Origin of the sequence: Centipeda infelix ATCC 43532 (assembly GCF_000234095.1) — a bacterium.
Classification (GTDB): Bacteria; Bacillota; Negativicutes; order Selenomonadales; family Selenomonadaceae; genus Centipeda; species Centipeda infelix.
In genome coordinates this window covers 169,572-188,548 of record NZ_JH376797.1, presented here as the reverse complement: position 1 = coordinate 188,548, position 18,977 = coordinate 169,572, and the positions used below count along the sequence as shown (strand labels likewise).

Here is an 18,977-nt window from a genome sequence, read left to right as displayed (position 1 = left end):
AACAGACTATGTTGTCTCAACAGTCCTCACACCTCTTCCTCAAGGTAGTATCCATTGCAGGAAATCATGCGCCGCTCGGTCAAAATGACATCGACGCGGGCGTCCTGCACGCCCATTGGGACATCGGGAACAATCTGAAAATCAAAGGCGAGCACAACCCGCACGGCGTTTCGCGCACGCGGCAGGAAACGGTCATAGTAACCACCGCCCAGCCCCAAACGTCCGCCGTCCGAAGAAAATGCCGCTCCCGGGACAATGATAACATCAATCTCCTCGGGGGGGACAATGCTGCCGCGCGTGGGATCCGGTGTTGCTATACCGAAGACACCGTCCGTCAGCGCATCGATCGCGGGCAGCTCCCGCGCCTCCATCGTCCCCCTGCCCGTGATCTCAGGCAGGACGATACGCCGTCCGTCCGCGAGCAGGGTCTCCATGAACGGAACCAGATCAATCTCCTCTGCCATGGAGGCATAGAGCATAATGGTCTGCGCGGCCTTCAGCGCGGACAGCTGTGCCGCGCGCGCACATATGGTGCGGCTCGCATCTTTGCGCTCCGCCGCCGAAAATACACGGCGGCGGGCAAGCATCTCCCGCCGCAGTATGCTCTTTTGTTCCGCTAAAATCTCATCTGCCATACGCCGCATCACTCGGACGTATTCACAGCACTGATCGCCGAGCGTTCAAACACGATGTTCACGCCGTCTGCCACACGCAGCGTCACGCTCTTATCATCAAGTGCCGTGATCTTGCCGTGCATCCCGCCGAGCGTGATGATCTCATCGCCAACTTTCAGCGCGGCAAGCATGGCATCACGCTTCTTCTGCGCCTGCTTCTGCGGACGATAGAGGAGAAAATAAAAGAAGAGCACCAATATGATAATGGGCCCCCACGAGCTCAGCTGTGCCATCATTTCTGCATCCATAAATACAACTCCTTCATTTAATAACCTTATTTTTTATGATAGTGATTCATAAAATCCTGATAAAATGCGGAGAACGTCCCCGCAATAATCGCCGCACGCATACGCCGCATGAACTCCTGCAAGAAGTAAAGATTGTGCAGCGTCAGGAGACGCAGACCAAAGATCTCCTCGGCACGCACGAGATGACGGATGTACGCCCGTGTATAGCCGTTGCGGCAGGTATAGCAGCCGCAGCCCTCCTCGATCACCGTATGGTCGTGCGTATGCACGGCGTTCTTCATCACGAGCCGCCCCGTCCACGTCATCGCCATACCGTTGCGCGCCACGCGCGTCGGGAAAACGCAGTCGAACATATCGATTCCGTGCCGTACACCCGTGAGAAGGTAGTCCGGCGTACCGACCCCCATGAGATAGCGTGGCTTGTTGGCAGGAAGCAACTCCACCGTGTAGGAGAGGATCTCCTCCATCAGTTCGTGCGGCTCGCCGACACTCAGGCCTCCGATGGCATAGCCCGGCAGTTCAAGTGCCGTCACCTCGGCGGCGTGCCACGCACGCAAGTCGCGGTACATACCGCCTTGCACAATGCCAAAAAGCCCCTGCCCCTCTGCATCCGCCATTGCGTCACGACAGCGCACGAGCCACCGCTGCGTGCGCTCCGTCGATGCCTTTGCATAGGTGTGGTCGGCAGGATACGGGATACACTCGTCGAACGCCATGACAATATCCGAGCCGAGTGCTTTCTGCACCTCCATCGATACCTCGGGCGACAGAAACTTCTTCGATCCGTCGATGTGCGAGCGGAATGTCGCGCCCTCCTCGGTGATCTTGCGGAGGTCGCCAAGACTGAACACCTGAAAGCCGCCGCTGTCCGTGAGGATTGCGCCGTCCCAGTGCATGAACCGATGCAGCCCGCCCGCCTCGCGCACGAGCTCCATGCCGGGGCGGAGAAAGAGATGATAGGTATTGCTGAGGATGATGCCCGCACCAAGTTCACGCAGTTCGTCAGGCGATACGCCCTTGACCGTCGCCTGCGTGCCCACAGGCATGAAGATGGGCGTCGGAAAGCTCCCGTGCGGCGTGTGGATCACGCCCGCACGTGCACCCGTCGTCTCGTCTTTGCGAATCAGCTCATATGTTATCGCTGCCACTCATACCCTCCCATCTCAAAACACCCTGTATCATAACACAAAAGCGAGAGATTTTCAAAACACAAATCCATGGGAATCGCTGATAAAATGAAGTTCGTCAGATTGGCGTAGATTTTTCTGTCCGATTGAGGCAGCAAACCGGACGCATAGCCAAAGCTATATGGAGGATTTGCAGGCATTGAGCGGGCAAAAAAGATACACTAATATGGCGCGACTGAATTTATCAGTGCTTCCCATGCTATTTGTCAAATATTGCAAAGGATGATTACGGAACACAAGGATAAATCCAGCAAGCCCTGATAATCTCGTATCCCGTCGCATACAAAAATAGGTGCTGCACGAGGATCCCCCTTTATGCCGCACCTTTTTTGATTTTTTGCCCGAAGAGATACGCGAGATTTATGATGCCTCATACCGATGGGCAAAGCAAAGACGCTTCAGTCCTAGCAGGGCACAAGCACCCGCTGCCGTTATGCCGTAGAAATGAACCTCCGGCTGAACATCCAGATAGTCCACGATGGTTCCATTGGCAAGCGTACTGCCCGTACAAAAGATAATATCAGCATAGTTTTTGACAATATCATCTTTTGCCTTCGGGTCAGCACCATTTTCAATCTGAATGCCGTATTTGATCTGCCCGATGTTCTGCGGATTCAAGTCCATGACGCGAACCTCATAGTTTGAGTTCACCAACATCTCCACCATCGCCGGCTGGAATCCCACCTGTCCGATGCGCTTGACATTTGGATAGAACTCATCCAGATACGAGCGAATATCCATCGCGCATTGTTCCGGGCCATCGTTGCGGCAGTGACTGGTTCCGACACAGAGGCCAACTGCGCCTATGACCGCATTGAGCGTCGCCAGAAAGAGACTTCGCGCATATCGATCACCGCACAGATCCATGGTCAGTACATCCTTCAGCCTGCCATGATATTCTGCGGGCGCATCGGTAAACGCCTGCCCCTTGCACCCCCGATACTCCGCCTGTATCATCACATCCTTTCCCGTCAGGATCGGGAAATCCATGCGCTTCGTATGACTGCCAATCGCCTCCTCCGGTGTCAGAGAGCGGCAAGTAATGTCGACCGCATCATCCTCCATATGATACCGCCGCAAGACCTCGCCAAAGCGGCTGCGCAGCCGTCCAAACAACTCTTCTTTCGTCATGTTGCTTCTTCACTCATTTCGTAATCCCGAGGAACTTCTTTGTTGCCTCGTTCCAAGGGTGCGTAAACAGTTCTTTTGCGGGGACGATCAGGACAAGCTCTATCATCCGGCAGAAGGAGCAAACTTCCTCCTCGGCGTGGATATGACGTTCTAACCTCGTAAAATAAAACAGAGTTGCTGTACGCTTTGAAAACGTACGGCAACTCTGTTATGTTGTATTCAGACAAAATGTGGAAGAACGTCCGCCATTTTTCCACAGCTTGCAATATCGGTTTCATAGCCGAAATGAACGAGATCGGCAGCGAGTGCAGCATCGGTTGCTGTAAATCCCGAAAGACCGTTTGCACCGTAGTCAAAAAGACATGGATGCATGGGCACGGAGGGGCCAACGAGGACGGTCACGGCATTCTTTGAGAGCTCTAAAAGGCGCGGCATGGTCTTGTTGGCAAAGGTCGCCCCTGTCATAAAGACAAAGTCCTGCTGCGGCAGAAGGAACTCTGCCGCTTCCGCCGGATAGTCCCCCCACTCGGGCTGCATCTCAAGGATGGAGAGGTCGCATATCGATTCCCATTTCTTTTGGAAATTCGGAAAGTGACCGATGACAGCGACTTTCTTGCCGCGAATTTGCTCCGTATACATGGCGAATGCTTCCAGCTTCTTGCGCTCATCCAGTGTTTCGGCGGATGCATCCTCGCCGTGGAATCCCTGCATCGCCTCCACCTTGGACGGCTGATTGTAAAATGCGTTGATGGCAGCAGCGGCAATGGATGCCTCCTGCCCTTGCCACGAGCGCACGTACTCTCCCGCTTCGCGCAGCGAATAGCCGAGAAAGCTCTCCTTTCGTAGACGCGGGCGGCTGTACGCAGGGATCGTCATGCAGATGCCGACCAAATCCCCTGCACGCACATACGTCCATGGGCGTCCGACGGCATAGTCGTCGATATAGATGTCCTGTGGCAATCCGTCGATGATCTCATCGTAAAGATTCCAGTAGTTCACGAAAATACCTCCTCACAGATCTGTTGCCCCTAGGATAACACAGCGATTCAGCAGATTCAACCGTGAACAGAGAACGAAAGGATGATGATTGTGAAAAAAAGAAATGCACTGCTCACCGTATTATTCCTCCTCCTTATTCTGCTCGTCGGATGCGGCCAGGAGGAAAAGGAGAATCCTGTCGCCGCGACATATACCTTCACGGATTCCGCAGGACGTACAGTCGAGCTCCCAAAACAGATTGATCGCATCGCACCATCCGGCGGTCTTGCCCAGATGGCACTCTTTGCCATTGCTCCGGACAAGCTCGTCGGTATTTCCGGACAGTGGAAAGATGCTACGCTCCCCTATGTGGGGGCTCAGTACCGCGATCTTCCCGTGCTCGGTCAGTTTTACGGCATGAAGAATTTCAACAAGGAGGCAGTGCTCTCCGCGAATCCGCAGGTCATTATCGACGTTGGAGAGAAGAAGGAGACCATACAAAGATCAGCGGCGGAGAGCGGCAGCTTGTCCTCTTGGCACGTGCGATTGCGCAGCAGCCGCAGCTCCTCTGCATGGACGAGCCCACGGCGAGCCTCGATTTCGGCAATCAGGTGCTCGTGATGAACCGCATCCGTACACTCAGTGCGGCGGGGATCACGGTTATGATGACGACACATGCACCAAGTCATGCCTTTTACTGTGCAGATCAGACGGCCATCATGGGGCGGGACGGCGTGTTTTTCGTGGGACAGACAAACGATACAATCACAGAGGAACGACTCACAAAACTGTATGGGGTCACCGCGAAGATTGTCGGGTATGAACACATCCCCGAGACACGCACCTGTGTCCCCCTCCCACCACAAGCTCATCAATGAGAAACGGGGCTGCTGCACGAAAGAAATGTGCAGCAGCCCCGATTTTTCATAGAGCATCCATCTTATCCATGTATACCTGCGCGGACAGACAGTTCCCGCCTGAGGACGCTCCCGTTCCAGAGCATGTCCTCGATGTGCCGTGCGCCGCGCAGTCCCATAAACGGCTGATCCGAGATGTGGAGCCGATCCACGACAGGATAAGAGACGGGGACGTAGAGCATCCTGCGCGGGTCGGCAAGCACGGACTCACTGCTGCTCCCCATGAGCAGACCACGCTCCATCGCCGCGAGCACTCCCTGCGCCCGCGCCGTATCCGTCTCCGCGAGCCGCTCGTCCGCGATCTTTACGGCAGCAGCGTCCTCGCGCAGCTGCGCTGCAACCGCGAGGTGGCGCACATCCGCCCACTCCGTCCGCAGTGCCTCGGCAAGCCCCCACGCCGACGAGCGCGGCGCACGGATGAGCGCGGTATCAAAGAGCAGCTCTCCCCACGTATTCTTGAGATCGTTGATCCGTAGGAAGTCCCTGCGCTCCGCCGCCGCAATCTCCTCCATGGCATCCTCGCCGCGTACGGGCGGCAGTGCGGAAAAGATCGCCGCAAGCCACCGCTTCGTCCCCGCGCGGCCGTACGGGGGAAGCGGTGCGATATACGGCGTGCCGCAGTGCTGTTCGATGTGCTTTGCCGCTGCAAGCCCGAGCTCATCATGCACAACGATATTGAGCTCCGCCTGTGAGAGATCGCCAATGCTCTCGGGTGGCATGTCGCAACCGAATACGTGGCGCACCTCATAGCCCGCCCCCGTCAACAGGCGTACAAGCTCCCGTACATCGTTCTCACCGTTGTAGTAGGATGAGGTCATGCCGATGAGGTTGACCCCGCACCGCACCTCTCCCCGTGTCTCTCTGAGCAACACATCGATCATCGCGCAGGAAGCACGCGCCCATCCATCCGCAAAGCTGCCGACCAGCCCGCCGCTGTCAATAGCGACCACGGGGCAGGTCACCCCCGCCGCGCGTGCAATCGCACCGACATCATCGCCGATCAGACTTGCCGAACTACCGCTAATGACGGCGAGCAGCGCGGGCGGATGGTCGATATGCGGCTGCAGGGCTTCGCGCAGATAATCCTCCGCACCGAACACAATTGCATCGTTGTCGAGCTGTGTGCACTTCATGCGGTGCGAGATGTCGCTCTGGCTCTGCTCGATGTGCCGCTGCGTAAAGAGATAGCACCACAGCGGGCCGTTGACGATCACGGCACAGCCGCGCAGCCCCGCGAAGAACGCCGCCGCGCCTGTCAGCGCACAGCTCTCCATCCACACGGACATATCGTCGAAGGAGAGAACCGCCTCATCCATAGATCAGCCCTCCTCTGTCCGTATGCCGATAGAGTACGTGCTCCATATCCTCGATGAGCTGCCGTTCCATCGCCCAGCCGACCGTGGGCAGCTTGCCGAGCAGGATCTGCCGCAGCCCTACGTCCACGAGTTCATGCGTGGTAAATACGAAATCCACCGCCCGCAGCAGTTCCTCACTCGCGGAATCCTCCACCGCAAGGATCGGTACATCCGTGCACTGACGCAGCCCTTCCTCTACTGTGGTACGCTGTTCCTCGGTAAAGAGTGCGAGCAAGATGATCCCGGCGAGACATACGCCCGCCTTTTCGATCAGGTGCAGGAGGATCTCTGGCTGCAGCCAGTGCAGCTCACGCCCAACGACCAGCACCGTGCGCCGCCCGTCAAGCATCTTCCGCGCACGCACGAGAACGCGCTCGAACGCCTCCTCCTCGCGTCGGATCACCTCCTCCGCCTCCGACGTACGCCCGCATTGTACACCGATGCAGCGCAGCCAATGCGCCGTCTCCTCCGCACCGCCCGCAAACGCCTCGGCAAAGTACGGCGTACCGAAGCGCGTATGCAGCTCCTCTGCGAACGCGACGAGCATCTCCTGCTTCTCGTCCGACATCGAACTGCCGAGCACAATGAGTAGCTCCGCCTCCGATACCGCCTGTATCTCATCCAGCGGCGTATAGGTGGGAAACTGTACCGTAAGCTGCAGTCCGATCCCCGCGAGCAGCCGCTTCAGCTCCTGCACATAGGAGCTGTAGAAGCCGCCATAGTCCCCGAGAAACGCCACCGTCCCTTGCCTCACCTGCGCGGGTGGATGCATAAAGCGGTCGGTCAGCACACGCGCAACCGAGAGATAGCCGTCAAAGGATTCATTGTCCAAAAAGCCGCTCGTGGGGACTGCCACAACAGGCAGATCGAGTTCCTCCTCCATCTCTTCCGCCACTGCCCGCGTATCGTCTCCGATGATGCCGCTCACGCAGGAGCCGCCGATAAAGACAGCATGCGGATGATACTTCTCCGCCGCATAGCGGATGCACGCACGCAGACGCTCCGCCGCACCGAACACCGCGTCGCCCTCAGCGATGCCGCTTGTGAGGAGCGGTACGGGCGACGGCGGTGCATACGTGCCCGCACCGACCAGACGGTGAAAGCTACCGACATCCTTTTCACGCACCACATGTGCACAGGAGCGTGGACTATGAAAGATAACCAGTGCTCCCCGCGCGTACGAGAGCGCCCACCAGACAGCGGGCATACTGCAGCTGCACTGCGCACGCCGCACCCCCGCGCGTTTTACCTTAATTGCCATACTGCTCCACCAAGTCCTCCGGTTCCTCAACCGCCATCGGTGTCAGTACCGCAACGTATTCCGTGCAAGCTCCTCACGCAGCGTTCGTTTCATCAGTTCCATATCGGGACGCACACCTGCCCAGAGATGAAATGCCTCCGCCCCCTGCGCGACGAGCATTGTCTCGCCGTTGATCGTTTCACATCCCTGCGCCCGTGCCTCGCGCAGAAAGCGCGTCTCGGCAGGCGTATAGATCAGATCGTATACAACTGCGGCGGGATTCATCGACGCAGTGTCGACGGGCGGCATCTCCGCTGTGTGCGGTGTCATACCCAGCGGCGTTGTCTGCACGACAATATCGGCATCGCTGCACGCAACAATCCATGCGGTATCATCAAAAGATACCGCCCGCACATCGCCGTCCACTGCAAAGTCTGCCGCAAGTGCCGCGCCTTTTTCCACACTGCGTACGCCGATCACGACGGAGGAAACACCGCTGCGCAGAAGTCCCCACAGAGCCGCCCGCGCTGCGCCGCCCGCGCCGATGAGTACAGCTTTTTTCCCTGTGAGCGCAATCCCCCGCTCCGCAAAGCCCGCGAGGAACCCGGCGACATCCGTATTGTGACCGACCATTCTGCCGTCCTCGATCACAACGGTATTCACCGCCTGAATGCGCCGCGCATCCTCACTCAGCGCATCCAGCAGCGGAATGATCTCCGTCTTGAACGGAATCGTCACGTTGAATCCCGCAATGCCCGCATCGCGGAGACCGCGCACCGCAGATGCGAGAGCATCCGCACGTACGGGCAGAGCCGTATAGACATAGTCAAGCCCTGCGGCGTGCAGGGCTGCATTCTGTATGATCGGTGAGAGGCTGTGGGCGATGGGGGCACCGATGACGGCAAGCAGTCTTGTCTTTCCTGTAATCATATATATCCTAACTATGCTTGCCGCGCATATCGTCGAGCAGACCCATCTTGATCTCGTAATACATCGGTGTCATATCGAGATAGTGACGGTGCGGATTCTCAAAACGCTGCTCCTCCGGCCAGATCTCCTCCGCCAGCTGCTTTTGCACATAGCAGCGGATCTCTTCGAGCGTCGGCAGCTGCTCTACGCGCTTGCCCGAACGTACATAGAGACGGCGCAGATTCACCGCCGTGACCCCCTCAAAGAAGCGGTTCTTCCACGGCTTGCGCGGATCGACATAGCGGAACGGCCTCGTGAGATCGATCTCCTCCCCCCGTACGGCAAGCATATCTGCGACCGCCTTGCCGTGCCTGTCGTAGATACGGTAGAGATCCTTGAGCCCGGGATTCGTCAGCTTTTCCACGTTTTCCGACATCTTGATGCGCGGCGCAAACACGCCGTCCTTTTCTACAGCAACAAGCTTGTAGACTGCACCAAAGACGGGATCGGACTTCGCCGTAATCAGACGCTCGCCCACACCGAAGCTGTCCACCTGCGCGCCCTGGAGAAGGAGCGAGGAAATCGTAAACTCATCGAGGCTGTTCGACAGGATAATCTTGCAGTCCGTAAGCCCTGCATCATCCAGCATCGTGCGGACGCGCTTCGAGAGATATGCCAGATCGCCCGAGTCGATGCGCACCCCCGCAAGGCGGTGCCCCTGCGGCGCAAGCACTTCATGCGCCGTACGAATGGCGTTCGGAATCCCCGAATGAATGACATCGTAGGTATCGACGAGGAGCACGGTCGCCTGCGGATAGAGCTCCGCATATTTTTTGAACGCCGTGAACTCATCCTCGAAGAACATGACCCAGCTGTGCGCCATCGTCCCCGATATGGGAATGCCGAACTGCTGTCCTGCCGACACCGTTGCCGTCATATCGACACCGCCAATGTAGGCCGCGCGTGCGCCGTAGGTCGCAGCGTCCATGTTGTGCGCACGCCGCGCGCCGAAGTCCGACACCTTGCGCCCCTCAGCCGCACGAACGATGCGCGAAGCCTTCGTTGCAATCAGAGACTGATGATTGATCTGTGCGAGAATCGCCGTCTCAATCAGCTGCGCATCGATGATGGGCGCAACAATCGTCATCAGAGGCTCGTTGGGATAGATGATCGTCCCTTCCGGCACGGCGTAGATGTCCCCACGGAAGCGGAAGCCGCGCAGAAACGACAAAAACTCCTCCGAAAACAGATTCTGTGCACGAAAATAATCGATGTCTTCATCCGAAAAGGAAAGATTCTCCACGAACTCGATCACATGCTCAAGCCCTGCAAAGACGGCATAGCCCCCCCTGTCGGGAACCGAGCGAAAGAAGAGATCGAAGGCAACGCGCACGTCGCCGTGTGTCTGACGAAAGTATCCGTAGGACATCGTCATCTCGTAGAAATCCATCATCATCGACAAGTTTCGCTTATCAAATTGCGTCACAGTACAGTCCCCCTATCGGGCAGAAAGAAATGGCATAACAATCATTCCTTTGCATTATACCATTTCCTCAAGATTCACGCAAAAATAGTTTCTCACCATTTTTCGTTCTGTTTTGACAGAAAGAGCAGATCCTCCGTTGTGAGCTTTGCCAATGGCAGTAGCTCCGGACGGTGGCGCATGGTACGAAGCAGGGACTGCTCACGCCGCCAGCGTGCAATCTCCGCATGATTGCCGGAGAGCAGGACATCGGGCACCGCTTTGCCCTCAAACACACGCGGACGCGTGTACTGCGGATAGCCGAGCAGCACATCAAAAAATGAATCCGTCGGTGCAGACGTATCGTCGCCGAGCACACCCGGCAGCATGCGCGCCGTCGCATCGACCACGAGCATCGCAGGGATCTCCCCGCCCGTCAGTACGAAGTCCCCGACGGAAATAAGGCGGTCGGCGAGATCGTAGACGCGCGCATCAAAACCTTCATAGTGTCCGCAGATAAGAATGAGCTGTTCGTATGCCGCCAGTTCCTTTGCCGTCTTCTGCGTGAATGCCTCGCCCGCAGGATCGAAGATGATGGTGCACCGCCGCCCCTCACAATCGGTGGTCTTGGCACGAATGTCACGCACGGCAGCATAAAGGGGCTCGGGCTTTAAGACCATGCCCGCCCCGCCGCCGCACGGGGTATCGTCCACATGACGGTGTTTATCCGTCGAGTAGTCACGAAAATTTGTATAGTGAACATCCAATATGCCGCGCTCTGCCGCACGCCCGATGATGCTCGTGCCAAATACGCCCGCAAACATCTCGGGAAAGAGCGTTACAAGATCGATTCTCATAGGAACTCCTTATCCTCATTGCAATGTCTTTCATTATAACATGAATGCATTTGTGAATTGCACGCTTTCGATAAAATATTTTACGAATCGACACGGAAGATATATAATAGGGAAAGGGATGAATGGAACTCAGGAGCATTTTATGGACATCAACCTTGCCCATTTCAATACGGATATCGGGCGGCAGAAGCCCGAAAACATCATTCACAGCAATGCGGCTTGTCCGTTCTGTGCAACGGACAAGCTGACAGACATCATCGCGACAGACGGCGATATCATCCTGCTCAAAAACAAGTACAACGTCATCGAGGAGGCGGATCAATTCGTCCTCATCGAGGGCAGGGACTGCGATGCAGATATGCCCGCCTACACGCGCGACCATATGCACCGCCTCATCGCGTTCGGCATGGAGCATTGGGCGCAGATGCGTGCGAGCGGAAAGTATGACACGGTGCTCTTTTTCAAGAACTATGGACCGTACTCGGGCGGAACAATCCGTCACCCGCATATGCAGCTCGTCGGCTTCCCCACGTTTCGGCAGGAGCTTGCCTTTCGCCGCGCCGAGTTCGAGGGACTGACCGTGGACGAGCGGGACGGCGTCACGCTGAACATCTCCACCACACCGCGCGTCGGCTTTTGGGAGCTGAACATCGTCCCTGCGGATGCGGGGGCGACTGCAACCATCGCCGACTACATCCAGATCGCGGTTGACTTCTTTATGAATGCCTTCCGCCGTCCGCTGACGAGCTACAACATCTTCTTCTACAATGATGGCGCAGACATCTTCATCAAGATCATGCCGCGCTTTGCCACCTCCCCCGTCTTCATCGGCTACAACATCCGTCTGCTCCCGTCCAACCTTGTGGAGGTGCGGGATCGGATACGTGCAAAATACTTTGGGAAGCACTAAAACAATATGTGGAGTACAGTATGAACGATACGATCAACGAGACCCCGCCGAAACGCACGCGCAGACGCAAAACAACGGCACGAAAACGCACAGGAAAGAAAAAAACGCCCCGCAAATTTGGGCGTTTTTTCTTGAGTATGCTGCTGTGCGCCGTCCTCGTTTCCGTTGGCACATTTCTCTTCGTCCCACAGGTCTGGCAGAGCATCGGTGAACTCCTGCCCTCTGCCGAGCGGCAGCTGCCCGCAAATCAGCTGCACGAGATCCACGATCCCGATGCCTTCGAACAGCTCGCACGCGTCCTCTTCATCCGCCGCGCGATCAACGCGCGCCTGAACCGCTCCGACTATGTCCCCATCGGACACATTTCCCCCGACCTCAAGCGTGCAATGGTGGCGATCGAGGATCGGCGTTTCTACGATCATTGGGGCTTTGACATGACGGGCATGGCACGCGCCGCCCTCGTCAACATCCAGCATGGACGTATCGAGGAAGGCGCGAGCACAATCACACAGCAGCTTGTAAAGAATCTCTTTCTCGCGAACGAGCAGACCTTCACGCGCAAAGTGCAGGAGCTTCTGCTCGCCCTCGACATCGAGATCGCCTACTCGAAGGATGAGATTCTCGAGATGTATTTGAACGTCGTTTACTACGGTTCGGGCTTCTACGGTGTGAATGCCGCAGCCGAGGGATACTATGGAAAAGCACCGGCCGCGCTCGACCTGCCCGAAGCCTCCATGCTCGCGGGCATCCCCAATGCCCCCTCCGAACTCTCCCCATTTGAAAACTTCATCGCCGCAAAGAAGCGGCAGGCAGTCGTCCTCGATACAATGGAAGCACAGGGACTGATCGACGCACGCACAGCCGAAGATGCAAAGATGCAGCCGCTGGATTTCCGCCCCGAGGAGAGCGCAAAGGAAAAGAGGTAAGGAATCACGGATAAAGGATGAACGGATGAATTTAGCTGCAATCTATCAGCCGCTGCTCATCATTGCAGCGGCACTGGCAGGGATTTGGCTCGGATCTGTGGAGGGACTCCGCGAAGCCTCTGCTCATATCATTACGCCCGCACTGGGGGCACTGCTCTACATGGTCTTCCTCTCCGCCGACGGCAGCAAGCTGCGTGCGGCGTTTCAGAATGTCCGCTTCACGCTGACCGCCGTCGCTGTCAATTTCCTGTGGACTCCCGTTTTTTCCTATGCATTGGGACTTCTTTTCTTTCATGAAAGCATTGATATGCAGATCGGCCTGATGATGCTTCTCGTAACGCCATGCACGGACTGGTACCTTGTCTTTACGGCACAGGCGCGTGGAAACACCGTGCTCGGGGCATCAATCCTGCCGCTGAACCTCACACTGCAAATCCTGCTCCTGCCCGTCGATCTGGCTCTATTCTACGGGGATATTGTCCACATGACCGATGCAGAGGTTGTTCGCAGCGCACTGATTGTGCTGCTCCTGCCGTTGACTCTTGCCGTATGCAGCCGGATACTTGGACGTTCCTTTCCGCGCGCGGCACATGGCATCACACACCTCCGCAGATGGGGAGACGGGCTGCAGCTCGCTTTTCTCATGACCGCTGTCCTTGCTATGTTTGCATCGGAAAGCACGCTGCTGTTTGCACATCCTAAGCTCTTCGCCGATATGCTCCTCGTCATGCTGATCTTCTTCATCGTCAACTATGTGTTCGTACGCCGTCTTGGCACACGGCTGGGATTTCGTGGCGCAGACCTCACGGCACTCAGCTTCACCACCCTCGCACGCAACTCACCGCTCGCACTGGCAATCGCCGCTGCTGCATTCCCCGACCGCCCTCTGACCATACTCGCCCTCATCATCGGCCCGCTGATTGAGCTGCCTGTACTCGCGCTGATCGCACAGCGAATCCGAAAGACACAATCCGGCGAATGATATCCGCAAACATGGCACTATTTTCAGCGTTCCTTCATATGCGATATCCCTGTGCTCGTTTGCACACAGCAAAAAGCGCGCCCCCCCTAGAGAGCGCGCTTGTCTTATTTTTTCAGTTGTTCCGATGAATGGCAGCAAGAAGGCGGTTCATCACAGGACGAGCAGCTGCTGCCGCAGCAGTCCTCCCTGCCCAGACAAAAGTTCCGATAGACGTGGCGGACTGCAAAAAAGAGTGCGACCGCCACGAATGCACCAACGACATAGGTCGCCATAGGAATCCCTCCTCAGAAAACGAATCCTTTCATCAGAATCCGAGTGCCCGACCGATCTGATAGACGAGAAGTGAAACAAACCAAGCAATCGCGAACATATAGACGGCAGAGAAGCCGACCCATTTCCACGCGCCCGTCTCTTTCTTGAGCGTACCGAGTGACGTGACACACGGCGTATAGAGCTGTGAGAACACCATGAAGGCAAGTGCCGAAAGACTTGTAAACGCTGCACCCATTCCCGTCTGGAGCATCGTGGAGGCCGTGTCGACCGCATCTGCCGCCTCTGTCGAGACATCGGCAACACCGTAGAGAATGCCGATTGTCGCAACAACCGTCTCCTTCGCCATGATGCCGGAGAGGACAGCCGCGCCGGCCTCCCACGTTGCAAAGCCGTGGAATGTGAAGAGCACAGACATCCAGCTGCCAAGTGTTGCGAGGATGCTGTCCTCGATCTCGCACGGTCCGCTGAAGTTGTAGTTCGACATAAACCAGAGGATGACCGATGCCGCAAAGATAATCGTACCGGCCTTGATGAGGTATCCCTTGCCCTTATCCCATGTCTCCAAGAGAACCGAATTCATATCGGGCATACGGTACGGCGGAAGCTCCAACAGGAAGGTTGAGCCCTGTGCCTTGAACATGGTCGAGCCGAGCAGCTTTGCCACGACGATTGCCATAACCATGCCGATAACATACATGAGGAAGACAACGTTCGCCGCATTATCGGGGAAGAACATCGCTGCAAACAGTGCCATGATCGGCAGCTTCGCACCGCACGTCAGGAATGGCGTAACGAGGATCGAGACCATGCGGTCTTTTTCCGAGTCGAGCGCACGTGCACCCATGATGGACGGAACAGCGCAGCCGAAGCCCATCATCAGCGGCATGATGCCCTTGCCCGTCAGACCGCAGCGGCGCATGATCGGATCGGTGATGAACGCGATGCGTGCCATGTAGCCAGTGCCGTCGAGGAACGAGAGGCAGAAGAACAGGACGAAGATGAGCGGGACGAATGTCAGCACCGAGCCGACACCCGCGATGATGCCGTCCGTAACGAGCGAGACCATCCAGTCCGCAACCCCCGCCGCCACAAGTGAATCCTTTGCAAAGTTCAAGAACTCATCGTTGATGAGTACCTCAAGCTCGTCGGCAATGGGCTGACCAATCCATGTAAACGTGATCTGAAACACAGCATAGAGAATCAGGAAGAAGATCGGCAGCGCAAGAGCACCATTTGCAAGGAAACGATCCATCTTCTCCGAGCGCGTTGCACCGACACTCTGAACCGTCACTGCCTGCGCCATGACCTGATCGATGAGTGCGTAACGCGCCTCAATGATCGCCTCCTCCTTCTCCGCCTCTGTACGCGAACTGCCCTCAATTTCATGGATCTTCGCAATGTGCTCCTTGACAAGATCACTCGGCTGATACTTTGCCATGACCGTACTCGTAAAGACATCGAGCAGCGTCTTTGTACTCTTGCTGCTGCGCCCCGTCGTCTCTACGGTGGGCATACCGAGTGCCTCTTCGAGCTTTGCTGTGTTGATCTTGATGCCGCGTCGCTGTGCATCGTCCTGCATATTGAGGTCGATGAGGAGCGGAATCCCCTTCTCAAGGAGCTGCACCGTGAGGAAAAGATTGCGCTCGATGTTCGAACTGTCCACGACATTCAGGACGAGATCCAGCTTCGTATTCGTCAGATAGTCAATGACGATTTTCTCCTCCGGCGAGCGTGCGTTGATGCTGTACGTCCCCGGAAGATCGACGACGGAAATTGCCCGCCCCTTATAATGCGTGTGGCCGATCTTTTTGTCGACCGTAACCCCCGGCCAGTTGCCGATTTTCTGACGTGCTCCCGTCAGCGCGTTGAAAATGGTCGATTTACCGGTATTCGGATTGCCGGTCAGAGCGACTGCAAGTGTTGACATATTCCGGTCCTCCCCTAACCGACCTGCTCGACGGATATAAGTGCTGCATCCTCACGGCGCAGCGCGAGATTGTACGAGCGAATGCCAATCGCGATCGGATCCCCCATGGGGGCTGAGCGCAGAACCGTCACCTTCGTTCCCGGAATGAGTCCCATCGACATGAGACGCTGCTTGAGCGGTGACTCACCGATTTGCAAAATCTTCAGCGTCATTCCTGTCTTCCCATCCTTCAGTGTCAATCAAGATACCTCCTAAAATCCACATTATTATCAATGCAAATGATAATGAAACTATCTCTGCATTGTGTATGATACCTTACTTCATATCACTCTATCAAGTGGTCTCAGGCGTGAAATCATGCCCGGTCGATCAGTGCCACACCGTCTGCAAACAGTCCGATGCGCGTCACATACGCCTCGTTCGGATCAATCGGCAGGGCAAAATCCCGCACCATCACGGACAGCACTTCGATGGGCTTGACACTGCCCTCCGAGGTCACGACGAGATTCATCCAAAACGTCAGACGCTCGTGCTCCAACGTAAAGGAGACGGGCGTTTTTATGTATGTCTTTGTCTCAATCGTACGCTTCTTCTTCGGTGTCACGCGCTCCCATACGGCACTCTCCGCCGCGTTGTAGCGGCGCACGCTCTCGCGCACCGCATCGAGATCGCCCGCATAGGGTACGGCAATCCGATAGCGCGCCTCGTCCACATCCGCCATCAGAGCCTTATGCTTGCCTTCCAATAGTTTGAGCCGCACCATCTGCGCCCCGCGCGGCAGGTGTTCTCCGAGACGCTTCATAACCACACTCGGCGGAAGTGCCTCCGTCATCTCGAAGTCCACATACTCCGCATCGCTCGCCGCACCAAGCGAGAGCGCGGACGCAAACGCGACCTTCATGTGCGGGTTGAACCCCTCCGAATACGCCATCGGGAGTTTTGCGCGCTTGCACGCACGCACGAAGAGATTCGCATAGTCGAGGTGGGAGACATAGCGCAACTCCTCCCCCTTTGTAATCAGCCCGCGATAGACGAAGAGGCTGCGCGCTGCAGGCGCATGCTCTGCGTCCGTCTCAGCCGCGCGTGGATGCACCTCCACAGGCGCAGATGTCTGCTCTGCCTCCGTGCCGGCATAGTCGATCACGTCCACACCGAGCGTCGGACAGATGCCGCAGCCCGTGCAGTGCGTGCGGCGGCAGTCCTCCGTGAGCGAGGCCGCAAGTGCCTTCTGCCACTCGGACTTCAGGAATCGTTCGAGCACACCGGGCGATGTATGTGCCCACGGCAGCGGCTCGCCAATCGTGCGCGTGCGACGACTGAAATATTCCCAGTCAATGCCGCACTTCTCAAACGCAGCGAAGTAGCGGCTGTCGTCAAAGAGATCCGACCAACCGTCAAACTTTGCACCGTTCTTCCACGCCTCATAGAGTGCAGGCGCAAGGCGGCGGTCGCCGCGCGCAAAGACCCCCTCGATCACGGAGAGACGCGCATCGTGGTAGTGGAACGTAATCGAGCGATCGGTGATGTGCTCCTTGAGGAGCTGCTGCCGCCGCTGAAACTCCTCAATCGGCAGCTGTCCGAACCACTGGAACGGCGTATAGGGCTTTGGCACAAAGCAGGAGACGGAGACCGTCACCTTGCAGCCACGACGCCCACGGATCTCCGTATAGAGATCGACCACCTTTTTCGCAAGGCGTGCAATGCCGATGATGTCCTCATCTGTCTCCGTCGGCAGCCCCATCATGAAGTAGAGCTTCACCTGCTTCCACCCATGACGGAACGCCGCGCCGCACGCAGTCAGCAGATTCTCCTCCGTCACGCCCTTGTTGATGACATCGCGCATACGTTGCGTCCCCGCTTCGGGTGCAAAGGTCAGCCCCGATTTACGCACCTGCTGCATCCGATGCGCGAGGTCAATCGAAAAGCTGTCGATGCGCAGTGACGGCAGAGAAAAGCTGAGCTTTTCCCCTGCATAATCTGTCATCAGATCGTCCACAAGCCGACCGAGGCAGGAGTAGTCCGCTGAGGAGAGCGAAGTGAGGCTCATTTCATCGTAGCCCGTCGATTCGATCAGACCATTCGCCATCTCGCGCAAATGTTCCTCCGTGCGCTCGCGCGCGGGGCGGTAGGCAATACCCGCCTGACAAAAGCGGCAGCCGCGCGAGCAGCCGCGAAAGAGCTCCATCATCATGCGGTTGTGCACGATGTCCATATAGGGCACAAGCGGATGCTCTACGGACATAACTGCATTCATATCCCGCACGACGCGCTTGTAGATCACGGGACGTGCCTCGGGGTGCAGCGGACGCAGTTCGCGGAAATTGCCCGCCGTATCATAGACAGGCTCATAGAACGAGGGCACATAGATGCCATCAACCGAGAGAAGCCGCGTGAGGAAGCCTCTGCGTCCGCCGGCCCTTCCTGCGGAATCCCACGCAATAAAAGCATCGCATATCTCAAGAAGAACTTCCTCGCCCTCTCCGATCACGAAGAAATCGAAGAAGTCCGCAATCGGCTCGACATTGTAGACGCACGGTCCGCCGCCCATGACAAATGGCATATCGTCTCCGCGCTCATGTGCATAGAGCGGGGTCCCCGCAAGGTCGAGCATATTCAGCACATTTGAGTAGATCATCTCGTATTGCAGCGAAAAACCGAGAAAATCGAACTCCGCAATCGGGTGGCGGCTCTCAAGGGAGAAAAGAGGAATTCCCCGCTCGCGCATCTTCTCCTCCATATCGACCCATGGGGCATAGACGCGCTCTGCTGCAATATCCGCACGGCGGTTCAGAATCTCATAGAGGATGGCAAGCCCGAGATTGCTCATGCCAACCTCATAGACATCGGGCAGCGCAAGCGCGAATTTACATTGAACCGATGACCAATCCTTATGCACGGCATTCCATTCACCACCCGTATACCGCGCAGGTTTCAGTACCGATTGCAGGATGCTGTGATCGAGCTGCACCATTGTTTCATTATCCCCCATACATCAATATAT

At 56.8% G+C, this 18,977-nt stretch carries 18 protein-coding genes and 1 pseudogene; 5 read left to right on the top strand and 14 right to left on the bottom strand.

The window, feature by feature from the left end; translation table 11 throughout:
* Positions 1–26 precede the first annotated feature (26 nt).
* From HMPREF9334_RS00865 to HMPREF9334_RS00845, 5 genes are all read right to left on the bottom strand, one after another.
* Positions 27–644, bottom strand: a complete 618-nt coding sequence (locus HMPREF9334_RS00865; protein ID WP_006691622.1) for a 5-formyltetrahydrofolate cyclo-ligase — start codon at positions 642–644, stop codon at positions 27–29.
* Positions 644–922: a preprotein translocase subunit YajC gene (yajC, locus tag HMPREF9334_RS00860; RefSeq protein WP_006691621.1), complete on the bottom strand. Its 279-nt coding sequence runs from the start codon at positions 920–922 to the stop codon at positions 644–646. Before yajC ends, HMPREF9334_RS00865 begins: the two co-directional genes overlap by 1 nt.
* Positions 923–948: 26 nt before the next feature.
* A complete protein-coding gene (gene tgt, locus HMPREF9334_RS00855) occupies positions 949–2,070 on the bottom strand; it encodes a tRNA guanosine(34) transglycosylase Tgt (RefSeq protein WP_006691620.1) in 1,122 nt (373 codons plus the stop codon).
* 399 nt (positions 2,071–2,469) lie between these two features.
* Complete coding sequence (locus HMPREF9334_RS00850) at positions 2,470–3,240, bottom strand: Rossmann-like domain-containing protein (protein ID WP_006691619.1); 771 nt, start codon at positions 3,238–3,240, stop codon at positions 2,470–2,472.
* Between the two features lie 219 nt (positions 3,241–3,459).
* Entirely contained in the window at positions 3,460–4,239 is a 780-nt protein-coding gene (locus HMPREF9334_RS00845) for a Rossmann-like domain-containing protein (RefSeq protein ID WP_006691618.1), read from the bottom strand.
* Between the two features lie 323 nt (positions 4,240–4,562).
* Here HMPREF9334_RS00845 and HMPREF9334_RS12845 point away from each other — a divergent pair.
* Together HMPREF9334_RS12845 and HMPREF9334_RS00835 are read left to right on the top strand one after the other, a co-directional pair.
* A pseudogene (locus tag HMPREF9334_RS12845) lies at positions 4,563–4,748 on the top strand (hypothetical protein); the annotation flags it as partial.
* A 42-nt stretch (positions 4,749–4,790) separates the two neighbouring features.
* The gene (locus HMPREF9334_RS00835; RefSeq protein WP_425358154.1) at positions 4,791–5,096 is read left to right on the top strand and encodes a P-loop NTPase family protein; all 306 of its coding nucleotides are present in this window, start codon (positions 4,791–4,793) and stop codon (positions 5,094–5,096) included.
* Between the two features lie 62 nt (positions 5,097–5,158).
* On the opposite strand, the gene HMPREF9334_RS00830 is transcribed toward HMPREF9334_RS00835, so the two are convergent.
* From HMPREF9334_RS00830 to trmD, 5 genes are all read right to left on the bottom strand, one after another.
* Positions 5,159–6,451 (bottom strand): nitrogenase component 1, encoded by a 1,293-nt coding sequence (locus HMPREF9334_RS00830; RefSeq protein WP_006691616.1) that lies wholly within the window; start codon positions 6,449–6,451, stop codon positions 5,159–5,161.
* Complete coding sequence (locus HMPREF9334_RS00825; RefSeq protein ID WP_039957060.1) at positions 6,444–7,751, bottom strand: nitrogenase component 1; 1,308 nt, start codon at positions 7,749–7,751, stop codon at positions 6,444–6,446. The genes HMPREF9334_RS00830 and HMPREF9334_RS00825 overlap by 8 nt, the downstream gene beginning before the upstream one ends.
* 42 nt (positions 7,752–7,793) lie before the next feature.
* Positions 7,794–8,660, bottom strand: a complete 867-nt coding sequence (locus HMPREF9334_RS00820; RefSeq protein ID WP_006691614.1) for a shikimate dehydrogenase — start codon at positions 8,658–8,660, stop codon at positions 7,794–7,796.
* A gap of 7 nt (positions 8,661–8,667) precedes the next feature.
* The gene (locus HMPREF9334_RS00815; protein ID WP_006691613.1) at positions 8,668–10,125 is read right to left on the bottom strand and encodes a nicotinate phosphoribosyltransferase; all 1,458 of its coding nucleotides are present in this window, start codon (positions 10,123–10,125) and stop codon (positions 8,668–8,670) included.
* A 92-nt stretch (positions 10,126–10,217) separates the two neighbouring features.
* A complete protein-coding gene (trmD, locus tag HMPREF9334_RS00810) occupies positions 10,218–10,958 on the bottom strand; it encodes a tRNA (guanosine(37)-N1)-methyltransferase TrmD (protein WP_006691612.1) in 741 nt (246 codons plus the stop codon).
* Positions 10,959–11,100: 142 nt separating this feature from the next.
* Between trmD and HMPREF9334_RS00805 the strand changes: the two genes are divergently transcribed.
* The 3 genes from HMPREF9334_RS00805 to HMPREF9334_RS00795 are packed head-to-tail and all read left to right on the top strand — an operon-like array spanning position 11,101 to position 13,776.
* A complete protein-coding gene (locus tag HMPREF9334_RS00805) occupies positions 11,101–11,868 on the top strand; it encodes a DUF4931 domain-containing protein (protein WP_006691611.1) in 768 nt (255 codons plus the stop codon).
* 20 nt (positions 11,869–11,888) lie between these two features.
* Positions 11,889–12,794, top strand: coding sequence for a transglycosylase domain-containing protein (locus HMPREF9334_RS00800; RefSeq protein WP_039957059.1), 906 nt, complete (start codon positions 11,889–11,891; stop codon positions 12,792–12,794).
* Positions 12,795–12,819: 25 nt separating this feature from the next.
* On the top strand, positions 12,820–13,776 hold the full coding sequence (locus HMPREF9334_RS00795; RefSeq protein WP_006691609.1) for an arsenic resistance protein: 957 nt from the start codon (positions 12,820–12,822) through the stop codon (positions 13,774–13,776).
* 104 nt (positions 13,777–13,880) lie between these two features.
* Here HMPREF9334_RS00795 and HMPREF9334_RS11470 read toward each other — a convergent pair whose 3' ends face one another.
* The 4 genes from HMPREF9334_RS11470 to HMPREF9334_RS00780 all read right to left on the bottom strand — a co-directional run bounded on the left by HMPREF9334_RS11470 (position 13,881) and on the right by HMPREF9334_RS00780 (position 18,947).
* A complete protein-coding gene (locus HMPREF9334_RS11470; RefSeq protein WP_006691608.1) occupies positions 13,881–14,048 on the bottom strand; it encodes a FeoB-associated Cys-rich membrane protein in 168 nt (55 codons plus the stop codon).
* A gap of 32 nt (positions 14,049–14,080) precedes the next feature.
* Positions 14,081–15,976, bottom strand: a complete 1,896-nt coding sequence (gene feoB, locus HMPREF9334_RS00790; protein WP_006691607.1) for a ferrous iron transport protein B — start codon at positions 15,974–15,976, stop codon at positions 14,081–14,083.
* A 14-nt stretch (positions 15,977–15,990) separates the two neighbouring features.
* Positions 15,991–16,215 (bottom strand): FeoA family protein, encoded by a 225-nt coding sequence (locus tag HMPREF9334_RS00785; RefSeq protein WP_006691606.1) that lies wholly within the window; start codon positions 16,213–16,215, stop codon positions 15,991–15,993.
* A gap of 116 nt (positions 16,216–16,331) precedes the next feature.
* On the bottom strand, positions 16,332–18,947 hold the full coding sequence (locus HMPREF9334_RS00780) for a TIGR03960 family B12-binding radical SAM protein (RefSeq protein WP_006691605.1): 2,616 nt from the start codon (positions 18,945–18,947) through the stop codon (positions 16,332–16,334).
* Positions 18,948–18,977: the final 30 nt, after the last annotated feature.